General features: G+C 67.7%; 20 protein-coding genes and 1 tRNA gene. 16 read left to right on the top strand and 5 right to left on the bottom strand.

Features of this window, described 5'->3' with window-relative positions:
• Window positions 1–41 precede the first annotated feature (41 nt).
• The gene (locus VEW47_09925; protein HYS05497.1) at window positions 42–3,410 is read right to left on the bottom strand and encodes an amidohydrolase family protein; all 3,369 of its coding nucleotides are present in this window, start codon (window positions 3,408–3,410) and stop codon (window positions 42–44) included.
• A 122-nt stretch (window positions 3,411–3,532) separates the two neighbouring features.
• Here VEW47_09925 and VEW47_09930 point away from each other — a divergent pair, with 122 nt between their 5' ends.
• A complete protein-coding gene (locus VEW47_09930; GenBank protein HYS05498.1) occupies window positions 3,533–4,117 on the top strand; it encodes a DedA family protein in 585 nt (194 codons plus the stop codon).
• On the opposite strand, the gene VEW47_09935 is transcribed toward VEW47_09930, so the two are convergent.
• Complete coding sequence (locus VEW47_09935) at window positions 4,107–6,164, bottom strand: integrin alpha (GenBank protein HYS05499.1); 2,058 nt, start codon at window positions 6,162–6,164, stop codon at window positions 4,107–4,109. The two genes, VEW47_09930 and VEW47_09935, sit on opposite strands and share 11 nt — an antisense overlap.
• 173 nt (window positions 6,165–6,337) lie before the next feature.
• Between VEW47_09935 and VEW47_09940 the strand changes: the two genes are divergently transcribed.
• Together VEW47_09940 and asnB are read left to right on the top strand one after the other, a co-directional pair.
• Window positions 6,338–8,254, top strand: a complete 1,917-nt coding sequence (locus VEW47_09940; protein HYS05500.1) for a glycosyltransferase family 39 protein — start codon at window positions 6,338–6,340, stop codon at window positions 8,252–8,254.
• A gap of 27 nt (window positions 8,255–8,281) precedes the next feature.
• Window positions 8,282–10,282, top strand: coding sequence for an asparagine synthase (glutamine-hydrolyzing) (gene asnB / locus VEW47_09945; protein HYS05501.1), 2,001 nt, complete (start codon window positions 8,282–8,284; stop codon window positions 10,280–10,282).
• On the opposite strand, the gene VEW47_09950 is transcribed toward asnB, so the two are convergent.
• Together VEW47_09950 and VEW47_09955 are read right to left on the bottom strand one after the other, a co-directional pair.
• Complete coding sequence (locus tag VEW47_09950) at window positions 10,279–10,887, bottom strand: GDSL-type esterase/lipase family protein (protein HYS05502.1); 609 nt, start codon at window positions 10,885–10,887, stop codon at window positions 10,279–10,281. The two genes, asnB and VEW47_09950, sit on opposite strands and share 4 nt — an antisense overlap.
• 9 nt (window positions 10,888–10,896) lie before the next feature.
• Window positions 10,897–11,412: a GNAT family N-acetyltransferase gene (locus VEW47_09955; protein HYS05503.1), complete on the bottom strand. Its 516-nt coding sequence runs from the start codon at window positions 11,410–11,412 to the stop codon at window positions 10,897–10,899.
• A gap of 136 nt (window positions 11,413–11,548) precedes the next feature.
• Between VEW47_09955 and VEW47_09960 the strand changes: the two genes are divergently transcribed.
• The 7 genes from VEW47_09960 to VEW47_09990 all read left to right on the top strand — a co-directional run bounded on the left by VEW47_09960 (window position 11,549) and on the right by VEW47_09990 (window position 17,278).
• Window positions 11,549–12,850, top strand: a complete 1,302-nt coding sequence (locus tag VEW47_09960) for an N-acetylmuramoyl-L-alanine amidase (protein ID HYS05504.1) — start codon at window positions 11,549–11,551, stop codon at window positions 12,848–12,850.
• Complete coding sequence (locus VEW47_09965) at window positions 12,847–13,554, top strand: GerMN domain-containing protein (protein HYS05505.1); 708 nt, start codon at window positions 12,847–12,849, stop codon at window positions 13,552–13,554. Before VEW47_09960 ends, VEW47_09965 begins: the two co-directional genes overlap by 4 nt.
• Before the next feature lie 8 nt (window positions 13,555–13,562).
• Complete coding sequence (gene murI, locus VEW47_09970; GenBank protein ID HYS05506.1) at window positions 13,563–14,372, top strand: glutamate racemase; 810 nt, start codon at window positions 13,563–13,565, stop codon at window positions 14,370–14,372.
• A gap of 19 nt (window positions 14,373–14,391) precedes the next feature.
• On the top strand, window positions 14,392–15,138 hold the full coding sequence (gene rph, locus VEW47_09975) for a ribonuclease PH (protein HYS05507.1): 747 nt from the start codon (window positions 14,392–14,394) through the stop codon (window positions 15,136–15,138).
• The gene (gene rdgB, locus VEW47_09980; GenBank protein ID HYS05508.1) at window positions 15,135–15,764 is read left to right on the top strand and encodes an RdgB/HAM1 family non-canonical purine NTP pyrophosphatase; all 630 of its coding nucleotides are present in this window, start codon (window positions 15,135–15,137) and stop codon (window positions 15,762–15,764) included. The genes rph and rdgB overlap by 4 nt, the downstream gene beginning before the upstream one ends.
• A gap of 96 nt (window positions 15,765–15,860) precedes the next feature.
• Window positions 15,861–16,304, top strand: a complete 444-nt coding sequence (locus VEW47_09985) for an NfeD family protein (GenBank protein HYS05509.1) — start codon at window positions 15,861–15,863, stop codon at window positions 16,302–16,304.
• A complete protein-coding gene (locus tag VEW47_09990) occupies window positions 16,301–17,278 on the top strand; it encodes an SPFH domain-containing protein (GenBank protein HYS05510.1) in 978 nt (325 codons plus the stop codon). Before VEW47_09985 ends, VEW47_09990 begins: the two co-directional genes overlap by 4 nt.
• Window positions 17,279–17,291: 13 nt before the next feature.
• On the opposite strand, the gene VEW47_09995 is transcribed toward VEW47_09990, so the two are convergent.
• Complete coding sequence (locus tag VEW47_09995; GenBank protein HYS05511.1) at window positions 17,292–19,067, bottom strand: GWxTD domain-containing protein; 1,776 nt, start codon at window positions 19,065–19,067, stop codon at window positions 17,292–17,294.
• A gap of 47 nt (window positions 19,068–19,114) precedes the next feature.
• On the opposite strand from VEW47_09995, the gene pyrE reads away from it, so the two are divergent.
• The 6 genes from pyrE (at window position 19,115) to VEW47_10025 (ending at window position 23,678) form a co-directional block, all read left to right on the top strand.
• Complete coding sequence (gene pyrE / locus VEW47_10000) at window positions 19,115–19,702, top strand: orotate phosphoribosyltransferase (GenBank protein HYS05512.1); 588 nt, start codon at window positions 19,115–19,117, stop codon at window positions 19,700–19,702.
• A 27-nt stretch (window positions 19,703–19,729) separates the two neighbouring features.
• Window positions 19,730–20,770: a proline iminopeptidase-family hydrolase gene (locus VEW47_10005; protein ID HYS05513.1), complete on the top strand. Its 1,041-nt coding sequence runs from the start codon at window positions 19,730–19,732 to the stop codon at window positions 20,768–20,770.
• Window positions 20,771–20,959: 189 nt separating this feature from the next.
• Window positions 20,960–21,034 (top strand) — tRNA-Asn (locus tag VEW47_10010).
• A gap of 451 nt (window positions 21,035–21,485) precedes the next feature.
• On the top strand, window positions 21,486–21,941 hold the full coding sequence (locus tag VEW47_10015) for a hypothetical protein (GenBank protein ID HYS05514.1): 456 nt from the start codon (window positions 21,486–21,488) through the stop codon (window positions 21,939–21,941).
• Between the two features lie 328 nt (window positions 21,942–22,269).
• Window positions 22,270–23,106: a bis-aminopropyl spermidine synthase family protein gene (locus tag VEW47_10020; GenBank protein HYS05515.1), complete on the top strand. Its 837-nt coding sequence runs from the start codon at window positions 22,270–22,272 to the stop codon at window positions 23,104–23,106.
• The gene (locus tag VEW47_10025) at window positions 23,106–23,678 is read left to right on the top strand and encodes a hypothetical protein (protein ID HYS05516.1); all 573 of its coding nucleotides are present in this window, start codon (window positions 23,106–23,108) and stop codon (window positions 23,676–23,678) included. Before VEW47_10020 ends, VEW47_10025 begins: the two co-directional genes overlap by 1 nt.

Raw genomic sequence — 23,678 nt, forward strand, 5'->3', positions numbered from 1 at the left:
CGGAGGCAGGGCGTTCCGGAGAAGAAATTTGCCGGAGAGTCCTAGTGCTGCCAGAAGAAGGGGCCGAGCGGCTTCTTCTCCGGCCAGACCTCGTCCATGCTCGAGGCGTCGTACAGCACGCCGTCCTTCATGGTGAAGGCGACCTTCTGCGACTGGCGGATGTCGGCCAGGGGATCCCCGTCGATGACGACGAGGTCGGCCAGCTTGCCGCTCTCGAGCGATCCGAGATCCTTGCCGAAGCCGAGCGCCTCGGCGCCGTTCCAGGTCGCGGTCCGCAGCGCCTCCATCGGGGTCATCCCGTTGCCGATCGTGAAGGCCCACATCTCCCAGTGCGCCCCGAGCCCCTGCAGCTGGCCGTGCGCCCCCAGGGCGACGCGGCCGCCGGCGCGCTCGACGCGGGCCGCGCCGTTCGCCACCGTCGGGAAGTGGAACTCCTCTTCCGGGTACCAGATCCTCCGGCGGCCGAGCGGATCGAGCATCTCGTGCGGCGTGAACTTGCGCAGGCGGGCGTCGTCGTGCGGATTGGCGTGCTGGTACCAGTAGTACTCCGCCGTCGGCCCGCCGTACGACACGATGAGCGTCGGCGTATAGTTCGTGCCCGAGCGCGCCGCCAGCGTGACGACGTCCTTGTAGATATGCACCGGCAGCGAGTGCTCCAGACCGGTGAAGCCGTCCATGAGGTTCGTCAGGTCGGTGTGCAGCTCGCCGGCCCCCTCCATCGTCGCGCCGACCCCTTCCTGGCGCCCCGCCTCCACGAACCAGATGCGCTGCTCGCGGCGCGGCTGCTGGTACACCTTGAGCCAGTGGCTGCCGTATGCCTTCATGCGGCGCACGGCGTGCAGCGCGTCCTCGAAACTGTCCACCTTGGTGTAGATCGAGGCGGTCTGACCGCCGTACAGGACGTCGCCGCTGGAGTAGATGCGCGGACCGATCATCTCGCCCGCCTCGACCATCTCCCCTTCCGCGAACACGTCCTGACTGTGCGCCGAGGGGTCGTGCGTGGTGGTCACGCCGTACGCCAGGTTGGTCACGTACTCCCACTTCTTGTCCGGGAAGAGCTCCATCGACGAGTAGTGCAGGTGAGCGTGCACGTCCACGAGACCGGGGATGACGGTCTTGCCGGCGAGGTCGACAACACCGGCGCCGGCCGGGACCGCGACCGATCCGGACCGGCCGATCGCCGCGATCCGGTCGCCGGTGACGACGATGTCGGCGCGCTCCAGGATCTCGTCCCCCTTCATGGTGATGGCCCGGGCGTTCTTCAGGACGACCGAGCCCTTCGGGCGCGGCTTCTGCACGACGAGCGTCACCGGGATGGCCTCCGGCTTCGGCATCTCGGGCGCCGCCTCGGCACCCCCCTTGTCGCCCTGCGGCCCGCCGTCCTTCGCCTCGCCCCCCGCTTTCACCTTCTCTTTCTCGGCGAGTGTCTTCTTCAGGATCGCTTCACGCACTCGATCGAGTCCCTGCCGGTAGATCGTGTTCGCCATCCCCCAGACGACCTGCCTGCCGCCGTCGCTCCAGCCGACGTAGCCGCCCCCCTCGGTGCTGAGCCGATAGACCGGCACGGCCCCCTTGTCGGCCGAGACCTCCACCGGGTCCTTTCCGGAACGGGGCATGGCGGTGACGAACACGTCGTCCTGCGTGACGAAGGCGACCCACGCCCCGTCGGGCGAGGGAACGGCGTCCTCGGCGTGCACGAAGCGCAGGTGGTGCTGCTCGTCCGTGCCGTCGAGGCGGACCGAGACGAGATCGACCTTGCCGTCCCCTCCCGGCTCGGCCGGCGGGATCGGCTTCTCGAAGAAGATCCGATCGCCGTCCGGGCCCCAGGCCGCCACCGGATGGAAGCGCACCGTGTCGTAGGGCGTGACGGCCGTCACCGGGACCGCCTCGGCCCCGCCGGGAGGCGGCTCGGCCGGAAGCCAGCGGATCTCGAAGTAGGGGTCGAACTCCGGCTGCTGGCCGCGCAGCTCGGCGCCGCTGCCGGCGACGACGGCGATCCGGTCCCCCTTGGGCGACCAGGCGGGGTTCGTGTAGTGGCCGGCTGTGCGCGTCAGGCGGACCGGCGTTCCCCCCGTGGAGCGAATCTTCCAGACGTGCCCCATGTCGGCGTCCGACCAGGTCACGTAGGCGATCGATCTGCCGTCCGGGGAGAACTCCGGCGCGTACTCGCGCACGGTGTCCTTCGTCAGACGGCGGGGCTTTCCGGCCTTCCCGGACGCGATGTCGCAGATCCAGACCTTGCCGAGGGCGTCGAACGCCAGCAGCTTGCCGTCGGGCGACAACGTCGGCCAGCGCAGGACCTTCGCCTTCATCTCCGGCTCTCCCACCGGTGTCTCGACGCGCAGGAGCGGTCGCAGATCGAGCGACACGTCCGCGACGAAGGGGATCGTCGCGTCGCCGCCGGTCGCGAGGTCGAGCCGGTGGATCTTGCCGCCGCTCCAGTAGACGAACGCCCGGCCGTCCGGCGTGAAAGCGGCGGCGGGCAGGACGTCCATCTGCGCGAAGTCCTCCTGGTCGTCGCGTGACAGCTCCCGGCTCAGCACCCGCTCGGCGCCGGACCGGAGATCGCGCAGGTAGAGCCAGGTGCGCGCGTCCGAGCGACGGGCGTAGATCAGCGTCTTGCCGTCGGGCGAGAGCGTCGGCCTGAGGCCCCCGTCCGGGGCGGTCGTGAGCTGCACGAGCTCCCCGGTCTTCCGATCGAAGCGATAGACGTGCCACAGGCCGTTCGACATGTTCGGCGTGTAGGAGAAATCGGCCTTCCTGCCGGTCAGGTAGATGTAGCGGCCGTCGGGACTGGCGATCGGTCCGGCGGACGTGTCGATCTTGTCCTTCGGGATGATCTTGATGCCCGAGCCGCCGTCGCGGTGGAACATGAAGATCTCGACCGGCGGGATGCCGGCCTTCGACGTGTCCTCCTTGCGAGCCAGGACGTACAGCCCGTCCGGCGTCCAGGAGGGGGACGAGAAGACGGCGTCCTTCTCCTCGGTCAGGGCGCGCGGCCCCGTGCCGTCGGCGTTCATGAGCCACAGGTTCATGTCGCCGCCGCGGTCGCTGCAGAACACGATGGTCCGGCCGTCAGGCGAATAGCGCGGCGCGTAGTCGAACGCCGGTCCCGACGTGACGCGTTCCGCCTTCCCGCCGGCGATGCCGACGCGGTAGATGTCGCCCAGGAGGTCGAACAGGATGGTCCGGCCGTCAGGCGAGACGTCCAGGCTCATCCAGGTTCCCTCGTCGGTCGAGAATTCGATCCGGCGGGCGTTTTCCGGAGTCGCGTTGATGTCGAGCTTCGCCTGCTTCTTGTCGTCGGTCTTCGCGTCCAGGGCGAACGGACCCGGGCGGGACGCGGGAAGAACAACCATGAGAGCGAGGAACAGGACCAGCCGGAGACTCTTGCGCCGCAGGCGGTGCATCGTCTGACGCCTCATGAAGAGGTTGCGTTCAGTCCCTTGGCAGGGGGTTGAAGCCGCGGATTCTAGCACGGGGGTGCGACCGCGGGCGCCCTGTTCAACGGGGATTCATTAGAATGGGTTCCATGGAGGCGCTCCTTCTCCGTTTCGGCCTGATCATGGTCTTCCTCGGCACCGCCGTCGAGGGGGACGTGACCATGATGCTGGCCGGGGTGACGGCGCACCTCGGTATGTTCCGTCTGGCCGAGGCGGTGGCGGTCGGGGCCCTGGGCGGCTTCGCGGGGGACGTCTTCTACTACGGGCTCGGGCGGTGGCACTCGTCCACCATCAGGAGCACAGAGCTCTACCGCCGGGCGGAGCCGGTGATCGGGCGGTTCACCGCCCGGTTCGGCCCTCTCGAGATCATCGTGGCGCGATTCATCTACGGCACGCGCGTCGCCTCGATGGTGTTCTGGGGGGTCCAGCGCCTGCCGCTGTGGCGCTTCGCCCTGATCGACGCCCTCGGCTGCGCGCTGTGGGCGGCCGCGCTCGGCGGTCTCGGGTTCACCCTCAGCGGCAGCGCCGTCCTGCTCGTGGGCCGGGTCAGGCGCGTGCGCGTGTGGCTGCTCGGCGCGCTGCTCGGGTGCGCGGCGCTCGTGCTTCTGTACCGCGCCATCCTGCGACGGCGCGCCGCGAAGCGGGCGCACGCGGCGGAGACTCCTAGTTCGTGAACCTCACTCCGTGGAGGCTGCTTTTCGGTGATGGGTTCTGGCGGGTTCGAAACCCAAGGATGAGTTCCGCCCCCCCGGAGTTCTCCACAAACTGCGCGGCATTGTCCAGGCCAATGCCGCCGGCGATGATGTCGGTGACTCCGTCACCGTTGACATCTCCCGCTCCCGCCACCGAGCCGCCGAACAGGTCGTTCGCGTGCGTCTCGGTCACGGTGAAGCCGGGCTGGCTTCCCAGGCCGTGACTTCCACCGTAGTAGACGAGCACGCTACCCTCGGCGGGGTTCGTGCTGGTCCCGGTGCGCGGCGCGCCCACCGCGATGTCGGAGAAACCATCGCCGTTCACGTCGCCCACGCCCGCCACGGACGCGCCGAGGTCCGCCTGGGTCCTGCCATTCTTGGCCATGAAATCCGGCGACAGGCTCGGACCCGCAACCGACCCGTGAAACACGAAGACGCGCCCTGTGTCGTACGTAGGGGCGCCGATGACGATGTCCGCGAAGCCGTCGGCGTTCACGTCGCCGGCGCCCGCGACCGACTGGCCGAAATGGGCCACGCCTTTGTTCCCGTCGGCTGTCCAGGACGGGTTGAGCGAAGGTCCCGAGGCCGATCCGAAGTAGACGAAGACGCGTCCCTCGTCGAAGAAGCCCCCGAAATCGTACAGCGGCGCGCCGACGATGATGTCGCCGAACCCGTCGCCGTTCACATCCCCCGCCGCGGCGACCGACGTACCGAACCCCGAGGAGAACAGACCGCTTCCGGCGCTCCAGTTCGGCGTGCTCGACAGGCCGGCGAACGATCCGAAGTAGACGAAGGCCCTCCCCTCGTCGGCGTTCTGCCCGTTGTCGTACAGCGGGGCGCCGACGATGACGTCTTTGATTCCGTCGCCGTTCACGTCCCCCGCCGACGCGACCGCGGTCCCGAAGCGGGCGTTGGCCTGGTTGATCCCGGCCGTCCACGCCGGCTGCAATCCGAGGCCCGTGGACGATCCCAGGAACACGTAGGCACGCCCGTTGTCGACCACGAGATCGTCGTACAGCGGCGCGCCCACGATGATGTCCGCGTAGCCGTCGCCGTTCACGTCTCCGGCGGAGGCGACCGAGTAGCCGAACCACGCCCCCGTCTGGTTCGGCTCGAACGTCCAGGCCGGCAGCGGCGACGGGCCGGTCGTCGAGCCGTAATACAGGAACGCCGCCCCCTCGTCGAACTCCCCGTTGTCGTACTGGTAGGCCCCCACGAGGACGTCCGCGAAGCCGTCGCCGTTCACGTCCCCCGCGCCCGCCACCGACGCACCGAAGCGCTCGTCGAACTGATCTCCATACACCGTCCAGGACGGGACGACGAGCGTGGGGTCGACGACGATCGGGTAGGGGTGTCCCTGGTCGCGCAGGCTGATTCGCAGGGCGCCGGGAATAATCGCCAGGGTAGATTCCACCGGGTCGCCTGATGCATCGACCGCCATGAGCCCTTCGTAGAGGAGCGCCGTTTCGCCATCTCGCGTGGCGAACCTCACCGCGGCGCCGTTCTCCTCCTGGCGGGCTTCCAAAGGGCCGGAGAAGGCGATTTCGAGGAGCAGGGGGGAACCGTCCTCGCCGCCCGCGGGACGGGCGTCGATCGTGTATCCCTGCTCGATGCCCCTCGTCCCGTTGACGTACCACTCGGTCATCCCGAGAGCCCGTCGCCTCTGCTCGACCCTCTCCCCCGCGGCGCGCACCTCTGCCTGGCCGGCGGTCACCATCCCCCCGGCCCGGCCGAAGCCGCGGAGCGCCAGCCCGAAATTCCAGGAGGCCTTATCTTTCTTGCGCGGCGACAGTTGCACGCCGTTCGCGTCGGCGCGCAGGCGCAACCCCTGGGCCCGGTTGGGGGCCGAGAAGGCGCCGTCCGGCAGCGGGCTGAAGTGGTACTCGGCACGCGCGACCTGGTCGCGGGCCTGGCCCAGCCAGTCGGAGGACGCGACGGAGGCCGTTCCGGACGTACCGGGAGCGGGTGAAACGGCGAGCAGGAGGGCGGTCACGACTACGGTCGTCCAAAGAAGACATACACGCGGCATGTCGATCTCCTCTCATGTCCAGGGATGGTGCGATCCGCTATATACGACAAAACCGCGCCCAAGGCAACAAATCCAGGATTGCAGTGTAGGTAGCAAATGATTTGGCCGCTGCACTCCCGCGCCCGCGGTGACCGTTGACGTGACTGCCCGGAGCGCCTATTCTGCGGCGGCCCATGAGCGTTCCTGCAGCAGCCGCGCGACCGCCGGCGCCTCGAGACGCCCGAGCCCGCGTCATCTTTCCGATCGTCCTGCTTCTCGTCGTGTGCGCGCCGATCTTCTTCTTCAGGCTGGGCCGGCCGGGGCTCGGCGACCCGGACGAGGGGCGCAACGCCGAGGCCGCCCGGGAGATGCTCGAGAGCGGCGACTGGGTGACGCCGCACATGGACGGCGTCGTGTATCTCGACAAGCCGCCCGCCTTCTTCTGGGCCGTGGCGCTTTCGTACTCGCTCTTCGGCGTCGGCGAGCTGTCGGCGCGTGCCCCGTCGGCCCTGTTCGCCCTGGCGACGATCGTCCTCGTCTTCACGTTCGCGCGTTCCCGGCTGGGGGAGACGGGGGCGTGGCTCGCGGGACTGACGCTGGCGCTGTCGCCGCTGTTCATCGTGTTCGGGCGGATCGTCATCTTCGACATGATGCTGACCTTCTGCATGACGGTCGCGGTCCTCGCGGCGTTCGAAGCGCTGGAGTCGGAGTCGCGCCGGGTCCTGCCGGCCACCCTGTTCTTCGCCGCCGCGGGGCTCGGCACGATCTGCAAGGGGCCGGTCGCCCTGATCGTGCCGCTCCTGGTCGCCGTGGCCTGGGCCCTCGTGCGGGGCCGGCCGCGGGCCCTCGGTCGGCTGCGCTTCGGGACGGGAGCGGTCGTGTACTTCGCAATCATCGTCCCCTGGCTCGTCCTGGTCGAGGCGCGCAATCCCGGCTACCTGCGCTACGCGATCATCGGCGAGAACCTGGAGCGCATGACCTCGAACCGGTTCGAGACGGCGCGCCCCTTCTTCTTTTATGCGAAGGTCATCGTGCCGGGTCTGTTCCCGTTCATCCTGCTCTGCGCCGTCGCCGGCTGGCGCCGCGCGCGCGCGTCGTTCTCCGGCCGCCCGTTCAAGGAAGCCTGGCGCGCCGCCCGCGCACGGCTGGCGGGCGAATCGGACGCGCGGCGGCTGCTGGTGGCGTTCGCCTCGACCTGGCTCTCCGTCGTGCTTCTGTTCTTCTCGCTCATCGCCTCGAAGCGGCCGTCGTACATGGTGCCGTGCTCGATCCCCGTCGCCATCCTCTGCGGTCACCTGTGGGGCAGCGCCTTCGAGAGACGTCGCGAAGAGGCGGACGCGACCCGCGCCGCCCTGACCATCGGGCTGACCGGGATCGCGATCCTGTGTGCCGCGGCCGGATTCGTCGCGATTCTCGCCGGTCCCGCGGGACTGGCGACGGGATTCTCGCAGGGGAAGTATGACGCGCTCCTGTCGAATCACCTCCTGTTCGGCGGGACCGGCGCGGGGCTTGTGGCCGCGGCGGCCCTGCTGTTCGCGACGCGGCGGCTCGAGCGGCCGGCCGCGGCCTTCGCCGCCGCGGTCCTGCCGATAGCCGTGATCGTGCCGCTGGCGCACGCCACGAGCGGCTACCTCGACGAGGCGCGCTCCTCCCGCCCCGTCAGCCGCTTCCTCGCCGCGCACCTGAACCCGGGCGACATGGTGATCTGCTACGAACAGTTCCGCCCCGGCCTGAACTTCTATCTGCGCCGGCCGATCCATCTCGTGACCACCGGCACGCCGTTCTCGTCCTGGTACATCAAGGCGCACCTCGACGAGATGGGGCGCGATCCGAATTTTCCGATCATCTCGAGCGGGCAGATGCGGCGCCTGCTCGAGGCGCCTGCCCCCGGCGTCTATGTCCTGGTGCCCCGCCGCATGTACGACCGGCTGCTCGAGGAGACGGGCGGCCTCCTGCGCCCCGAGCCGATCTACGAGGACCTCGGCGCCGGCCTGTTCGTGCGCGCGGCGGGCGGTCGCGATCGCATGGCACGAGCGTCCATGGCGCCTCCCGGCGTGCTATCCTTCTGGTCCCACCAGCGCGCCGGGGCTCCGGTCCCAGGCGTGGATTGAAGTCCTTCGGGAGGCTCCAGGCAGAAGATGTGCGGCATCGTCGGCATCGCTGATCTGCGCGGGAACGGGCGGCCCGATCCGGGCCTGGTCGCGACCATGGCCGACACGATGGCCCACCGCGGCCCGGACGGCGCGTGCGTCGTCGAGGTCGGAGCCGGCCACACGGCCCACCTGACCTTCGGGTTCCGCCGGCTGAGCATCCTCGACCTCGGAGCGGGAGCGCGCGCCTACGCCGACGAGGCGGGGCGCTTCCGCGTCATCTGCAACGGCGAGATCTACAACGACCCCGAGCTGAGGCGCGGCCTGATCGGGCGCGGCCACCGCTTCGAGACCCGCTGCGACACGGAGGTCATCCCGCACCTGTACGAGGAGCACGGCCTGTCGTTCGTCCATCACCTCGACGGCATGTTCGCCTTCGCCGTGTTCGACGCGCGCGACAATCGCCTGGTCCTCGGACGCGACCGCGCCGGCGAGAAGCCGCTGTATTACCTCGAGCAGGACGGCGAGGTGATGTTCGCCTCGGAGATCAAGGCGCTCCTGGCGCACCCGCGCGTGAACCCGCAGCCGGACCTGCGCGCCCTCACCCGTTACCTTCTGTACGGATACTTTCCGGCGCCGCACACGCCGTTCGCCGGCGTGCGCAAGCTGCCGGCCGGCCACCTGCTCATCGCCGAGAGCGGGCGGCTGCGGATCGAACCGTACTGGGACCTGAAGCGGATCTTCCGGGGAGAGTATGCGGCGGTCGGGCGGGACGCGGCCCCAACGGGCGCGGAAGCCGCCCGGCGGCCGCCGGGCTTCTCCGACCCGACAGAGGACGAGGCGGCCCGCGAGGTGCGCCGTCTCCTCGAGGAGGCGGTACGCCTGCGGTTGCGGGCCGACGTGCCGGTCGGAGTGTTCTTCAGCGGAGGCGTGGATTCCTCCTCGATCGCGGCCCTGGCCGTGGACATCACCGGCGGCCCCGTGCCCACGTTCACGCTCGGCTTCGACGACCCGGACTTCAACGAGGCGGACTACGCGCGGCGCGCCGCCGCGCATTTCGGGACCGACCACCACGAGACGATCGTGGGCGAGCCGCAGATGCTCGAAGCGCTCCTGTCGATGGCGCGCGTCCTCGACGAGCCCCTGGCCGACGCCTCGATCGTGCCGACTCATCTGCTGTCGCGCTTCGCACGGGAGCACGTGAAGGTGACGCTCGGTGGCGAGGGGGGGGACGAGCTGTTCGCCGGCTACCCGACCTACATCGGCGACCGTCTGGCGCGCTCCTACATGCGCCTCCCGGCCGCCGTGCGCGGGCTGGTGCGCCGGACGGTCGAGATGATCCCGCCCGCCTTCAACAACGTCGGGACGGAGTACCTCCTCAAGAAATTCGTCGCCGGCGCCGAGCTGCCGCAGGCGGTGCGCCACCAGTTCTGGTTCGGCGCCTTCCCTCCCGACCGCCAGCAGGACTTGCTGTCGCCGGAGGCGCTCGCCCTCATCGCCGCCTCCCCCGGCCCGCCGAACGATCCCGTGGCGGAAACGCGCGCCATCGTCGACGGCCTCCCGGTCCGCCACCCGCTCGACGCCCTGCTCGCGACCGATTTCCTGATGTTCCTGCAGGACGATCTCCTGACCAAGGTGGACCGCGCCTCCATGGCGACGTCGCTCGAGGTCAGGGCGCCGTTCCTGCACCACCCGCTGGTCGAGTACGTCGTGGCGCTCCCGGCAAGGCTGAAGCTCCGCCGCCTGACCTCGAAGTACATTCTGAAGCGGGCGATGCGCGACCGTCTGACCCCCGAGGTCAGCGGCCGGCGCAAGCGCGGCTTCAACATCCCGATGGCGCGCTTCATGCACCGGAGCCTCGCCCCGCTTATGCGGCGGGCCCTGGCCCCCGAACGCGTACGGGCCGGCGGCATCCTGCGTCCCGAGACGGTCACCCGCCTTCTGGAGGAGCACATGGAGCGCCGGCGCGACAACGGACGGCTCCTGTGGAATCTCCTGATGCTGCAGCTCTGGCAGTCGCGGCACTTCGGGGGCGGGGATCTTCTTTAGATCGTGCCGAGTGCTGTGAGGGCGTGCGGCAGGACGAGGCGGGCCCACTCCGCGTACACGGCGCCCGAAGGATGCAGACCATCCGGCGCGGTCATCGATCCCGACCCGGCCGAGGCGGCGCGCCGTGACACGACAGTGACATCGACGTAGCGCGCCCCTGCCCCGTCCGTCTCCCTGCGGTTGGCCTCGTTGAAGCGATCGATTTCGGCGGCGATACGCGCGCGATCGCGCCCCTCCGCGAACGGGGTGGCGCCCCAGTCGGGGATCGACAGGACGACGACGCGGCCCGCCTCGCCTCCCGCGAGCGACACCGCCCGCCGCAACAGGGACCGGAAACGAGTCCGGTACTCCTCGACCCCTCCCCCGCGGTACTGGTCGTTGACGCCGACGAGCACAGACACGAGATCGAACGGACCCCTCAGATCCATCCGGTCGATGCCGGCCCCGAGCTCCCGCGTCGTCCAGCCGGTCCGCGCGACGATCTCGGGGTTCCCGATGGCGAATCCCTGGAGAAGGAGCAGCGCGGCGAGCCGGACCGGAAGGCTCTCCTCCGGCTCGACCCCTTCGCCGACGGTGTACGAATCACCCAGAGCGAGATAGCGCACCACGGCCGCCTACTCCCGCACCATGGCGTACAGCACGAGATCGATCGTCCGGCCGTCCTTGGTGATCCCCTTGCGCAGGCGGGCCTCCCGCGTGTAGCCGGCCTTCTCGAGGACGCGCATCGACGCGCGGTTCCCCTCGAACACGCCGGCGTACAGGCGCACGAGATCGAACCGGCCGAAGGCGTGGCCGGTGACCGCGCGCAGCGCCTCGGTCGCGATGCCGCGTCCCCAGAACTCCTGGCCCAGCCAGTAGCCGATCTCGGCCGAGCGACGGCGGACGTCCTTCTTGAGATGGAACCCGATGGCGCCGGCGGCGGCGCCGTCCACGGCGATGGCGAAATGCGTCTCCGGATCCAGAGCCGCCGCCTCCCTGATCCAGCGCTCGGCGTCGGCGAGAGAGTACGGGTGCGGGAACTGATCGCGCAGGTTGATCCAGACCGAGCGGTTGTTGGCGTGCCGCGCCAGGGACGGCGCGTCGTCCGGCCGGAAGCTCCGCACGACGCAGCGGGACAGAACCATCTCCATCGCCACGCCCCCAGTTGCCCGGAAATGCTACTACACACGCGTGTCCTTGAGTCGACGCCATGCGTGTGTTAGGCTGCCGACCGGTCTTTGGGCGGCCCCCGCGCGCTGCGGGTCGGGCCGCCGGGAGTGTCCCCCGATGTCCTTGGTCAGGCCGGGCCGCGTCGCCGCGACCCTCCTCTCGATCAGTGTCGTTGCGCTGGCAGCCGCCGCGACGACCCCGAGCCTCGCCCAGGACCAGCCGCTGCGGTTCACGCTGAAGACGATCGACAACGAGGCGGGGGTGCGCGTCGTCCTCGAGTTCACGCGCAAGCCGGCGTACGAGATCCACCGCGACTCCAAGCGGGTGTACGTGACGCTCAACGAGTCCTCGGTCGAGCCGCCGTTCAAGAAGAAGGAGTACAACGGGGCGGTCCTCGAGAAGATGAAGTTCATCGAGGGGTTCCGGACCTCCGAGCTGGTGCTGTACATCGGCGACGATTTCTCGACCTTCTCGACCTTCGAGATGGGCGAGCCGTTCCGCATCGTCCTCGACCTGCGCAAGAAGCAGGGGCCCTCGATCTCCGTGACCGTCCCGACGCCGGGCGGCGGCATCCCGCCCGGCCCCGCCCCGGGAGGAACGGGCCGCGGCGCGGGCGCGCAGGGCACCCCGGGTCCGTCGGGCCCAGCACCGGCGCCGGGCGGAGCCGAGCCGCCGGTAACACCCTCGACCGGAGGGGGCGCCCCCCCGTCGGGCCAGCCGCCCCCGCAGTCCGCCTTCGTCGTCGTAATCGATCCGGGGCACGGCGGCGACGACACGGGTGCCCTGGGCCCCTCGGGTCTCGCCGAGAAGGACGTCACGCTCGACGTGGCGAAGCGCCTCAAGGCGCGCATCCAGTCCGAGATGGACGCCGAGGTCATCCTGACGCGCGACACCGACAAGACACTGGCTCTCGATGATCGGACGTCGATCGCCAACCACAACCACGCCGATCTCTACATCTCCATCCACGCCAACGCTTCGCGGCGCGGCAACGCGCGCGGCGCCGAGACCTATTTCCTGTCGTACCAGGCGACCGACGACGAGGCGCGCGCCGTGGCGGCGATCGAGAACAACACGCTCGGTCTCGAAGAGGGGGTGCAGAAGAACGGCAACCTCGAGATGATCCTGTGGGACCTGGCGCAGTCGGCCTTCCTCAAGGAGTCGAGTGTCTTTGCCGAGATGATCCAGGAGCACCTGAACGACGTTCTCGACATCGCCAACCGCGGCATCAAGCAGGCGCCGTTCCGCGTCCTGATGGGCGCGACCATGCCGGCTGTCCTCATCGAAGTCGCGTTCATCACCAGCCCCGAAGAGGAAAAACGCCTCAAGGACGCGGCCTTCAAGGACAGGCTGGCCGGCGCCATCTTCGACAGCGTCAGGAAATTCCACGACAAGTACGTCCAGGCGCGCTCCCGGTGAAGCGGGAGACGATCGTCCTCGGCGCGGTGGCCGCCGTCTGCACCGCCCTGCTCGTCGCGGCCCTGGTGATGCGCACCGGCGGGCACGCCGGCGGGGCGACGCAGGCGGGGGTCGCGCCAAATCCCGAAGCCGGCGCCCAGCCGGGCGGCGAGGAGACGCCCCCCTCCGCCCCCGCGGCGCCCGGCTCTCCGGCCGCGGCCCCCTCCCCGGCCGCCACGGCCACACCGGCGGAGACGCCCTCCTTCACCTCCGAGCAGAACCGCCGCGAGGTGACCCTGTTCTTCCAGGAGGTCGACAGCGAGTCGCTCGGTCCGGAGAAGAGGAAGATCTTCCTGACCTCCTCGGCCGCCGACCAGGCGAAGCAGATCGTGGTCGAGCTGATCAACGGGCCTCTGGAGAAGGGTCTCCTGCCGACGCTGCCTCCCCAGACGCGCCTGCGCGGCCTCTACCTCGACCGCTCCGGCACCGCCTACGTCGACTTCAGCAGCGAGCTCGTCGACTTCCATCCCGGCGGGACGGACGAGGAGATCGCCACGATCTTCTCGATCGTGGACTCGCTCGTCTACAACCTGCCGCAGATCAAGCGGGTGCACATCCTCGTCAACGGCGAGGAGCGCGACACGCTCAAGAGCCACCTCGATCTCAGGCGCGACTACGCCAAGGACATGTCGATCGTGGACATGGACCGCAAGAGCGCGCCGTAGGGCACGGCGTGCGCGACGCGGGCATCGGGGTCTTCGACTCGGGAATCGGCGGGCTGACCGTCTTCAAGGCGCTGAAGGAGACGCTGCCCGCCGGCGAGCGGCTGGTCTACCTCGGGGACACGGCGCGCGTTCCCTACGGCACCAAGTCGGACGAAACGGTCACCCGCTATGCGCTCGAAGGGGCGCTCTTTCTGGAGCGCCGCGGCATCAAGGCGCTGGTCATCGCCTGCAACACGATGTCGGCGGTGGCCCTCCCCGATCTGCAGCGCCGGCTGAGGCTGCCGGTCGTCGGGGTGATCGGCCCGGGGGCCGAGGCCGCCTGCCTCGCCACCCGCCGGCAGATCATCGGCGTCATCGGCACAGCCGCCACGATCAAGAGCGGCGCTTACGCGCGCGCCATCGCCACCCACCTGCCGCAGGCGCGCGTGGTCGGCCGCGCCTGCCCGCTGTTCGTGCCGCTGGCGGAGGAGGGTTGGGTGGATAATGACGTCGCCCGCGCCACCGCCGCGCTCTACCTGCGCGATCTCGCGGCCGAAGGGATCGACACGCTGGTCCTCGGGTGCACGCACTACCCGCTCCTGGCGGGCGTGATCGGCGAGGCGGTCGGCCCCCGGGTCACGCTGGTCGACTCGGCGCGGGCGACGGCGAGGGTCGTGCGGGGCCGGCTCGTCGAGCGCGGGCTCCTGAACGAGGGGCCGGGCCCTCCGGGCGGCGACGATTTCTTCGTGACCGACTCGTCGGACCGCTTCCGCGAGGTCGGGTCGCGCTTTCTCGGCGGGCCGCTCGAGAGGCTCGAGCAGATCGACATTCAGGGTTGAGTCTCCCTACGGAGGACGGATGCAGCGGCAGGACGGCAGGAGCGAACGCGACATGCGACCGGTCGAGATCCAGACCGGCGTCAACATCTACGCGGAGGGGTCGGCCCTCATCAAGATCGGCAACACGCACGTGATCTGCACCGCGAGCGTCGAGGACAAGGTGCCCCCCTTCCTGCGCGACACCAACCAGGGATGGATCACGTCCGAGTACGGCATGATCCCGCGCGCCACCGACCAGCGCACGCAGAGGGAGGCGACGCGCGGCAAGGCCTCCGGCCGGACGCAGGAGATCCAGAGGCTGATCGGGCGGTCGCTGCGAGCCGTCGCCGAGATGAAGGCGCTCGGCTCGCGCACCGTCTGGATCGACTGCGATGTCATCCAGGCCGACGGCGGCACGCGCACCGCCTCGATCACCGGCGCCTTCGTGGCGCTGGTGCTGGCGCTCGCGAAGATGAAGACGCTCAACAGGCTCAACGGCCCGCCGCTGCGCGGCATGGTCGCGGCCACCTCGGTCGGACTCCTCGGCGGTGTCCCGTTCCTGGACCTGAACTACTCGGAGGATTCGCAGGCGGACGTGGACATGAACGTGGTGCGCACCGACTCCGGGCGTTACGTCGAGGTGCAGGGGACCGGCGAGAAGACGCCGTTCTCGCCCGAGGAGATGAAGGGGATGCTCGATCTGGCCAACCACGGCGTCAACCACCTTTTCGAGCACCAGAGAAAGACCCTGCGCGAGGTCCTGCCGGCCCTGCTCCCACGTCCGTGAGCGCGGTCCGGTCCCGGCTTCTCGTCGCCACCTTCAATCCCGGCAAGGCGAGGGAGCTGGTGCGTCTTCTGGCCCCTCTCGGCATCGAGGTCCTGTCCCCCGCCGACCTCGGCATTCGCGAGCCGTACGAAGAGACCGCCGGCTCCTACGAGGAGAACGCCATCGGCAAGGCCCGGCATTACTCGGCGCTGGCGCGCCTGCCGGCCCTCGCGGACGACTCCGGCCTGGAGGTCGATGCCCTCGGCGGCCGCCCCGGCCCGCTCTCGGCGCGCTACGGGGCCGCCGATCTCGACGACGCGGGACGCAACCGGCTCCTGCTTCATGAGATCGAAGGCGTCCCGGAGGAGCGTCGCACCGCCCGATACGTCTCCGTCGCCGTCCTGGCCCGTCCCGCCGGCGATGAGCCGCGTCTGTTCCGCGCCGCCTGCGAAGGCCGCATCTCCCGGGAGCCGCGTGGGCGGAACGGTTTCGGCTACGACCCGATCTTCTTCTACCCTCCCTTCAACGCAACATTCGGCGAAATCGACAACGCAAGAAAGGATCAGGTCTCCCACCGCGGCAAGGCGATGACCCAGGTCGCGTCTTTCCTGGCAACCCTTGAGGGTCGGAGCTTCCTCGAATCGTAGCCCCGCACCTCCACCCCCCGGGCGGGACTCCGGGCCGGGGCGCGTTGACAGCAGGGGGCCACTTCCTTATGCTCCGCCCGACGGAGGCTCCCCCCCATGCTGCTGAACTGGCTCCTGATCATCGCCGGCGCCGTGTGCATCCTGGCGGAAGTGGCGATGGGCGGCTTCGCCGGGTTCGACCTGATCCTGATCGGGTCGGCGGTGGCCCTCGGCGGGCTCATCGGCTTGTTCGTCAAGAACCCGGTCACCGGACTGATCGTGTCGGCGATCCTGTCGCTGCTCTACATCGCACTCGGCCGGCGCTGGGTGCGCGCCCGGCTGCAGCACAAGACCGTGGCGTCGAACGCCGACGCGCTGGTCGGCCAGACCGCCCTCGTGACCCAGCGCATCGCCGAGCACCACCCCGGCCAGGTGAAGGTGAGGGATGAAGTCTGGCGCGCCGCGACGGCCCGCGGTGTCGTGGGTCCCTTCGAGACCGGTGTCGTCGTCGTGGTCGAAGACGTGGAGGGTGTCACACTCCTGGTGAGGTCACGCGCATGAACAACCTGCCGATCCGGTTCGAGTACATCGTCCTGGGCTTCTTCCTCTTCATCGCCCTCATCATGGTGGCGCGCTCGGCCCGCATCGTCTCGCAGTACGAGAAGGGGCTGGTCATGCGGCTGGGCAAGTACAGGGCCACCGTCGACTCGGGTCTCACGTTCCTGGTGCCGATGATCGAGGACCTCCTCAAGGTGGACATGCGCGAGCGGGTCATCAAGGTCGAGCCGCAGGAGGTGATCACCAAGGACAACGTGCTGGTGACGGTGGACGCCGTCATCTACTACCGCATCAGCGACCCGGTGAAGTCGACCTTCGAGGTGCAGAACTTCGCCTACGCCGCCACCATCCTGGCGCAGACCAACCTGAGAAACCTCATCGGGGACAAGAGCCTCGACGAAACGCTGACGGCGCGCGACACGATCAACGCCAACCTGCGCAACGTCCTGGACGAGGCGACCAACACCTGGGGCGTGAAGGTCACGCGCGTCGAGGTGCAGAAGATCGATCCCCCGGCCGACATCACCGAGGCGATGTCGCGACAGATGAAGGCCGAGCGCACCAAGCGCGCCCAGATCCTCGAGGCGGAAGGCTTCAAGCAGTCGCAGATCCTGCAGGCGGAGGGGATGAAGGAATCGTCGATCCTCAAGGCGGACGGCGAGGCGCAGGCGCGCATCCTGCAGGCCAACGCCGAGGCCAAGGCGATCGAGGTGACCGCGCAGGCGGCCGAGAGCTTCTTCAAGGAGCGGGCCGAGATGCGCCAGCGTCTGGACGTCCTGCGCGCCGTCCTGGCTCAGCAGACCAAGTTCGTCGTCCCCTCGGGCTCCAACCTTCTCAACATCCTGGGGATCGACGACCTGCGCGGCGCCGTGGGGCCGGCCGGCCCGCACGCTCCGTCCGCGCCCCCCTCCCCCGGACCGGCGGCGCCGGCCCCGCCCCGGAAGATGCCGGGACCGGAGCGAACCCCGGGGTACTGAGAACCCCCGGCGTTCAGCCGCGAATCGTGAAGACGGCGGTGGTCTGGCGGACCGTGCCGGACACCAGGTCCTTCACCATCACGGTGACCTGGTACTCCCCCTCCGGCCACTTCTCGAGCGCCACGGCGTACCCCTGCGCCTGGGCCGCGCTCTCCTTCACCGCATAGGTGCCGACCTCGGCGTACGAGCCGTCGTGATTCTTCGAGCGGAAGTGGTACTCGATGTCGAGCTTCGGCTTGCCGGAGCCGGAGTCGGCGACCGGGTTGTACACCTGGAAGTAGATGTTCAGCTCGTTCGACTTGCGGAACACGGCGTCCGGGCTCGGGATGAGCCTGAACCTGCCGATGTAGAACGGCTTGCCGGGCGCAGGCCGGTAATCGGTCGGCTCCAGGGTGCCGGCGAGGGAGAGCGACGACAGCGTCAGACCGTCCACCGCGTAGTCCGGAACGTCCACGTCCTTCCGGTAGGAGGCGATCTTCTTGCTCACGCGGTCCTGCACGCCCAGCACGAGCTGGTACTTGCCCGGCTTGAAGCCCCCCGTCGCCTGGTACACCAGGAAATCCCCGATCCCCGCCGTCTCATTCGACTCGCTCTCGGCGAAGTTGCCGTCCCCGGCCAGGGGGTAGATCAGCTCGGGGTGCTCCTTGCTGATGAGCTTTCCGAACACCACCACGTCCGGCACCTCCTTCTTGCCGACGGCGCGGTACTGCACCGCGGTCGTCTTGATGCCGATGGTGATGGTCGTATAGGTCATGCCGTCGTTCGTCTTGTAGTAATCGACGTGCGTGTCGGCCGGGATCTCCCCGTAGAACTCGCGGGTGATCGCGAACGACTTGAACATCTCCTCCTCGGCCGGCGGCAGCTGCTGCATGCGGCCGGCGATGAGCAGCATGTCGAGCGGTCCCTGGGAGAGCGGCACGCCGTTCATCACCAGGGCCGGGTCGCGGCGGCCCGGGACCACCAGCTCTCCGTTGACGTCCTTCTGCCGGGCGTCCACGCGGTTCAGGCCGCGCGCCACGTCCGAGTCGATGGTGGGGCTCGTGCTGATGACGAGCTCACCGCTCTTGTCGCGCGCGAAGGCGATGGTCGTGTTGGACGCCAGCCCCGGGTAGGGGGGCTTCCTGTAGGTCCAGAACACCATGCCGCGATGCGACTTCGCCATCAGGTCCTTGTTGATTTCATCCGGCGGCCCGACCACGATGTAGATCTTCCCCATGTCGGTCTTCCAGCCCGGCTTCGAGGTGTCGGTGAACATGCGCATCGTCTCGTACACCCTCTGCTCGAAGCGCTGCTGGAACTCGTTCTCGGGGGTGCTGGGGTCGAGATCGCGCCTCTGCCAGAACCAGTCGATGAAGTTCTGCCGGTCGAGCTCCGTCTCGAGCCCCTTGTACGCCTTGATCTCCTGATGCGTGATGATGTAGCGAACCGGCCCCTGGTACCAGTCCTTCGTCGGCCTGTCGAAGTTGATCGAATCGACGGCGGCGTGCGCCTCCGTCGAGACGAAGAAGAACGCCAGCATCGCCAGGAACAGCAGGACGAACAGCAGGAAGCCGAGCGACAGCGCCCAGCGCGGGATCTCCAGAGAGTCGCGCACCCTCTGCCCCGTCGGCCGCGGGCCGTGCAGGGGCCGCAGGCGCAGGAGACGCGCGGTCAGGAGGGCGGTCAGGGAGACGACATCACCCCGCCCCCTCGGCGCGCCGAAGATCGGGGCGGCCTCCGTGGGGGCCGCGGGCTCGTCGTCGTTCGTGTTCAGCGGGCCGCCCTGGGGCGGCCGATCCGTGGATGGCATGGGTCTTTCAACCCGAGTATTATAGCAAACACTTCCGGGGGGTTCCGGTGGACGCGCGGCACAGGCTCAAGACCCTCATCGCCGAGAAATGCGTGCTCCGGGGGGACTTTCTCCTGGCCTCCGGCCAGCGCTCGCCGGTGTTTTTCGACTGCAAGCGCGTCACCCTCGACCCGGAGGGGATCCACCTCATCGCCAGTCTCATCCTCGACCTCATCCACGATCTGGTCCGAAGCGACGGCCGCCCCATCGACGCCATCGGCGGCCCGACCATCGGCGCCGACCCGGTCGTCGGCCACGTCGCCGGCCTCTCCTGGGAGCGCGCCACACAGGGATCGGGCACCCGCTCGACCGCCGCGCTGCGCCCCCTGCGCGGCTTCCTCGTACGCAAGGCGACCAAGGACCACGGCACCGGGCGCCTCATCGAGAACGACATCCCGAAAGGGAGCCGGGTCGTCATCTTCGAGGACGTCGTCACGACCGGCGGCTCCACCCTCGAGGCGATCGCCCGGGCCGAGGAGGCCGGCCTCGAGGTCTCCGCCGTCGTCGCCGTCGTGGACCGCGAGCAGGGCGGAGAGACGGCGCTCGCCCGCTACCGCTACCATCCCCTGTTCAAGAAGAGCGAGTTCGGCCTTTAGATCGACTCACGACCGAGGAGGGTCCGCATGCGCCGCGTCTTGGTCCGTCCAATCCTGATGCTCCTCCTGGCCCTGGCCGCCGCGGGGCCCGCCGCGGCCGCCGCCAGGAAACCGCGTCACAAGCCGGCCGCCCCCCCCGCGGCGGCCGCGGCCAGTCCGGTCTATCCGATCCAGGAAGGGCTGGTCGACGCGCACGGTGTTCTCATCTACTACAAGACCGTCGGCCGCGGCGCGCCGCTCGTCATCGTTCACGGCGGCCCCGGCGCCTCGCACGACTACTTCCTCCCCTACCTCCTGCCGCTGGCGCGCCAGAACCGCCTGATCTTCATCGACGAGCGCGGCTCCGGCCGCTCGGAGAAACTGGACGACCCGAAGGGGTACACCGTCGAGAACATGGTGGAGGACCTCGAGGATGTGCGCCGTGGCCTTGGCCTCGGCACGATCTCCCTCCTCGGGCATTCATACGGCGGCGTGCTCGCCCAGGCATACGCCTTCAAGTACCAGGCGAACCTGAGCCATCTCCTGCTGTGCAGCACCTTCCACAGCACCCGGGCGTTGAACGAGGTCTTCGTCAGGATGAAGCAGACGATGCCGCCCGACCTGCGCGCGCGCATCGACGGAATGGAGAAGCTCGGGCTCTACGGCCATGGCAGGGACTACGAGAAGAACCGCTATACGGATGACTACATGAAGGCCGCGTGGGGCGAAGGGTACTTCCCCTATCTCTACCAGCGCCACCCCGATCCCAACTACAACCCCACCGACACCGGCAACACGTCGTGGGATCTGTATCGCGAGATGTGGGGCTCGCACGGCGAGTTCATCATCGACGGCAACCTCGTGTCGGCCGAATACGCCGACCGCCTGCCGACCATCCGGGTGCCGACGCTGATCACCGCCGGCGACCACGACGAGTCCGACCCGTCGATCGCGCGCGAGATGCACGACAAGATCCCCGGCTCGAAGCTCGTCATCTACCCGCAGAGCGGCCACATGACGTTCGTGGATCAGCCGGTCCTGTTCGTCCAGTCGGTGAACGACTTCCTGCACCCGGCGCCGAAGAAGTGAGCGGAGTCATCAATCGAGAGGCTATCGCGATCACGGATTCGTGATTGCCCTGTTCCGCGGGCGTCGCGGCCGGCCCTTGACCGCCTCGCGCGCAATTCCATAGAATGGCCCGTTTCCAGCACAGGTGGCGTCCGGGCTCCGTATCATTATTATATGAGCGCGGCCGCGGTCGCCGCCCTCTACTACCATTCCTCAGTAGCTCAATGGTAGAGCATCCGGCTGTTAACCGGAGGGTTGTAGGTTCGAGTCCTACCTGAGGAGCCAGACCTCATACTTCTCGGAATGGCGGGTCCCTGGTTAACAGGGGCCCGCCTTTTCGTTTCCCCAGGATGTCCGCAGTTGTGCGCGGGTTGGCTCCGCGGCCCAGCGTCCTGGGATCGGCTCCGGAGAGCCGCGTGGGCGGCGCCTGCGGTCGACCCTCCGCCTCCCGACTCTCCGCCTCTCTCGGACCTGGCGGAGAGATGACACCAAGCCAGGTCCTGAACGGTGTTGGAGCGTCAGAGATCGTCGGTGGGACAGCAGCGCACGAGTGCCCTCCTTGTGCCTGAAACGGACGGGGCGTATCATCGGGCAACCTGCTTCGCCAAAACGCCACTCGGTTGCGCGAGGGGGTCACCGATGTCGCAAGAGGCGACAGAGCCTTGGAGCCTTACTGGCTGTGGCTACCTTCTTCGCAGTCGAATACAGCTTACCCGTACGGAGAGCGGAGACTCAAATGAGTGCGGAAATCAGGCGCCGGTTGGCCGAAATTGAGTGGGCCTATGGGGACCAAGACCCCCGTGCGAGCAAGGTGTTATCAAGCCGAATACAAAAGACGGCACGAGGGCAGGGCCTCATCACGTATTCAGACTTGGTCCGGGGCGTTACCTTTCAACTCCCCAACATTAACGAGGGCCGATCTTTTGAGATTGATGTGAACAACTGGTCGGAACTCGATCGCGCCATCATCGGCGAGTTCCTCGGCTATCTCAGTGCCGAAAGCTACGAGCGGGCAGGTATATTTGTAAGCGCGGTTGTTGTCACGAAGGACGATGGCACACCTGGTGCAGGTTTCACAAAGTTCATGCGCGACCTCGGTGTCCTCGGCGCCCCAAGCGATGCTGGAGCGCTGGAGTGTTGGGTGAAAGAGGTGCAGAAGGTCCACAAATGGTACGGGCGGTCCCCCCACTAGACCCGTGCGCGAACCCTGCAACGACGGCTAACCACCACAAGCAGGCGAGGGCGCACAGGTTGGGAGGGGGTGAGCGGGGGTGTTGGCCGTGCGCCCGTCGAGCCTAAACCAGAGCGTCAGTCAACAAATCATGAACGCACCCTGGACAGAAGGTCCACGTGAACTGCTTCAGCACGCGGCTGAGAGCGGGTTAGTTCTGATGGTCCTGGTTAGTCGGATACAATTCCCAGCAACTCCCGGTGCTCCCCGCATTTGGAAGTCAGAGTAACACCAAAGGTCTCGACTAGACGACACGCACCCGGTCGCCTTCACGCTGCAACGGAGAACGATGGCCAACCCACCGGACATAGATTTGCGGGCAGCCATAAATGCCATTTCTGATGTTGTTCAGAACAGGCCTCGACCACTACGCGAGCTCGACCAGATCTACATGAAATCGGGGGATATGGTGCTACAGAGCGAGCTCGTCGCCCGCTGGGCTGAGGGGAAGCGACTTGCGTTCATTGGCGACGGTGATGCAATTGGTATCTGCGTGGCATATCTGCACAAGCGCGGCATCTTGAGCTATGGCCCCGCTTCGATCGAGGTCTTCGATTTCGACGAGCGGGTCTGTTCCGCCGTTACGCGATTTGCTGACAAAGAGGGATTGGCTCAACTAAGCTCCCAGCTCTATAACTGCTTGGATCCATTTCCGGCGACAGGACAATTCGACTCATTTTACACAAACCCTCCCTGGGGGGCGAGCAACAATGGCGAGAGTGTGAAAGTGTTCATGCAGCGCGGCATGGAAGCAACTGGCTACAGCGGCGAGGGGATGGTGGTTATTGCTGATGATGATGAACTTGAGTGGCCACAGAGAGTGCTGGTGAACGTCCAGCAGTTTGCGGTGTCCTCGGGATTCTTCGTCCGCAAGATGATGTCGCAACTCCATACTTATCATCTTGACGACGCCCCAGATTTGCGGTCCTGTAACCTGATCTTCAGGGCGATCCCCGGTAATCGGTTCAGTGGAACCAGCGAGCCCATTCGAGACCCGGCTCGTCTAGCGAATTTCTATGGACGCGAGAATCCACCGAAGGTCCGGTACGTGCGTGAGCGAAAGCGCCTGGATTATGGAAAAGCCCACGAAGACGAATATGAGTTTGACTTCTTGGAGAAAAGGTGATGGCTCCAACGATTAGGAAGGGTGACGGCCTGGTGTACATGAAGGTTGGGACGCACGCGCAGGAGCCTCTCGACAAGATCGTTGGCAGGAAGACGCGCGAAATTGAGGAGGCGGGTTATGCCCTGTGGGGCTATGGCGGCGGTACGTGCCATCCTCTCACTATGGTCCAACCCTTCGCTAGGTCTTACGTAAAGCGATCGGGGGTGATCTATCTCTGCATGCAGCCTATGCTTTCGAGGCACTTCGCAGAGCAGGTTCGTGCCCGACACTTCTCGGCAGATGGCACAACTTGGAAGGAGATCCCCCCGACAATCAACTGTATCGGCTCCCGATATGCCTTGGTCATCACCGATTTACGTCAGGAGGACTTTGAGCTCGACCTCTCACACACCTCGGTGGCCATCGGCAACAGCATGGGGCTACCCGGCCAAGACTATGTCAAGGGACGAGTAGACAAGGCATGCTTGGAGGTAACGAGGATAGGCGGTGAGGCACCAGAAGATGGCCCATCGATACACATTGGCCTGACGGCGAAGATCGTGGAACCTTACGCCGTGTTCGTCCGGGAGTAG

Source organism: Candidatus Dormiibacterota bacterium (assembly GCA_035635555.1).
Taxonomy (GTDB): domain Bacteria; phylum Acidobacteriota; class Polarisedimenticolia; order Gp22-AA2; family Gp22-AA2; genus Gp22-AA3.

Bases quoted from the DNA above. Each gene is read 5' to 3' on its own strand.
- VEW47_09955 (HYS05503.1), bottom strand. From the start codon at position 11,412: ATGGAGATGGTTCTGTCCCGCTGCGTCGTGCGGAGCTTCCGGCCGGAC.
- VEW47_10020 (HYS05515.1), top strand. From the start codon at position 22,270: ATGGCCAACCCACCGGACATAGATTTGCGGGCAGCCATAAATGCCATT.
- VEW47_09930 (HYS05498.1), top strand. From the start codon at position 3,533: ATGGAGGCGCTCCTTCTCCGTTTCGGCCTGATCATGGTCTTCCTCGGC.
- VEW47_09940 (HYS05500.1), top strand. From the start codon at position 6,338: ATGAGCGTTCCTGCAGCAGCCGCGCGACCGCCGGCGCCTCGAGACGCC.
- VEW47_09960 (HYS05504.1), top strand. From the start codon at position 11,549: ATGTCCTTGGTCAGGCCGGGCCGCGTCGCCGCGACCCTCCTCTCGATC.
- rph (HYS05507.1), top strand. From the start codon at position 14,392: ATGCAGCGGCAGGACGGCAGGAGCGAACGCGACATGCGACCGGTCGAG.
- asnB (HYS05501.1), top strand. From the start codon at position 8,282: ATGTGCGGCATCGTCGGCATCGCTGATCTGCGCGGGAACGGGCGGCCC.
- VEW47_09985 (HYS05509.1), top strand. From the start codon at position 15,861: ATGCTGCTGAACTGGCTCCTGATCATCGCCGGCGCCGTGTGCATCCTG.
- VEW47_09935 (HYS05499.1), bottom strand. From the start codon at position 6,164: ATGCCGCGTGTATGTCTTCTTTGGACGACCGTAGTCGTGACCGCCCTC.
- VEW47_09925 (HYS05497.1), bottom strand. From the start codon at position 3,410: ATGCACCGCCTGCGGCGCAAGAGTCTCCGGCTGGTCCTGTTCCTCGCT.
- VEW47_09995 (HYS05511.1), bottom strand. From the start codon at position 19,067: ATGCCATCCACGGATCGGCCGCCCCAGGGCGGCCCGCTGAACACGAAC.
- VEW47_09990 (HYS05510.1), top strand. From the start codon at position 16,301: ATGAACAACCTGCCGATCCGGTTCGAGTACATCGTCCTGGGCTTCTTC.
- VEW47_10005 (HYS05513.1), top strand. From the start codon at position 19,730: ATGCGCCGCGTCTTGGTCCGTCCAATCCTGATGCTCCTCCTGGCCCTG.
- VEW47_10025 (HYS05516.1), top strand. From the start codon at position 23,106: ATGGCTCCAACGATTAGGAAGGGTGACGGCCTGGTGTACATGAAGGTT.
- VEW47_10015 (HYS05514.1), top strand. From the start codon at position 21,486: ATGAGTGCGGAAATCAGGCGCCGGTTGGCCGAAATTGAGTGGGCCTAT.